Origin of the sequence: Streptomyces sp. NPDC012794, from assembly GCF_042901085.1 — a bacterium.
In the GTDB taxonomy this organism is placed as follows: Bacteria; Actinomycetota; Actinomycetes; order Streptomycetales; family Streptomycetaceae; genus Streptomyces.
In genome coordinates, this window is sequence record NZ_JBIBCI010000056.1 from 1 (window position 1) to 1,151 (window position 1,151).

Consider the following 1,151-nt stretch of genomic DNA (forward strand, 5'->3'; position numbering starts at 1 on the left):
TCCAGCGCGGCGTCGAAGCAGTCGGCCGGGGTGCGCGGGGCGATGACGGGGACGGGGGCTTCGCCGTTGCGGCCGTACATGGCCTGGAGGAGGTCGGCCTGCTCGGTCTTGGTGGGCAGTCCGGTCGAGGGTCCGCCGCGCTGGATGTCCACGACGAGCAGGGGCAGCTCCAGCGAGACGGCCAGGCCGATGGTCTCCGACTTCAGGGCGACGCCCGGGCCGGAGGTGGTGGTGACGGCGAGCGAGCCCCCGAAGGCCGCGCCGAGGGCGGCGCCGATGCCGGCGATCTCGTCCTCGGCCTGGAAGGTCCGCACGCCGAAGTTCTTGTGCTTCGACAGTTCGTGCAGGATGTCCGAGGCCGGGGTGATCGGGTAGGAGCCCAGGTAGAGCGGCAGGTCCGCCTGGCGGGCGGCGGCGATCAGCCCGTAGGACAGGGCCAGGTTCCCCGAGATGTTGCGGTAGGTGCCCGCCGGGAAGGCACTGGTGGCGGGGGCGACCTCGTAGGAGACGGCGAAGTCCTCGGTCGTCTCGCCGAAGTTCCAGCCCGCCCGGAAGGCGACGATGTTCGCCTCGGCGATGTCGGGCTTCTTCGCGAACTTCCGCCGCAGGAAGTTCTCCGTGCCCTCGGTCGGCCGGTGGTACATCCACGACAGCAGCCCCAGCGCGAACATGTTCTTGCTGCGCTCGGCCTCCTTGCGGGAGAGCCCGAAGTCCTTCAGCGCCTCCACCGTCAAAGTGGTCAGCGGCACCGGGTGGATGTTGTAGGCGGCCAGGGAGCCGTCCTCCAGCGGGGAGGTCTCGTAGCCGACCTTGGCCATCGGCCGCTTGGTGAACTCATCCGTATTGATGATGATCTCCGCGCCGCGCGGCAGATCGGCGATGTTCGCCTTCAGCGCCGCCGGGTTCATCGCGACCAGCACGTTCGGCGCGTCACCCGGCGTGAGGATGTCGTGGTCCGCGAAATGCAGCTGGAACGAGGACACCCCCGGCAGGGTCCCGGCGGGCGCCCGGATCTCGGCCGGGAAGTTCGGCAGCGTCGAGAGGTCGTTGCCGAAGGACGCCGTCTCCGAGGTGAAACGGTCACCCGTCAGCTGCATACCGTCACCCGAGTCACCCGCGAAACGGATGATCACCCGGTCGACACGGCGGAT

General features: G+C 69.2%; 1 protein-coding gene. It reads right to left on the reverse strand.

What is annotated here, in order from left to right; translation table 11 throughout:
- A partial coding sequence (locus ACFY7H_RS34065; RefSeq protein WP_388946599.1) for a 2-oxoacid:acceptor oxidoreductase family protein occupies positions 1 to 1,151 on the reverse strand: 1,151 nt, incomplete at both ends.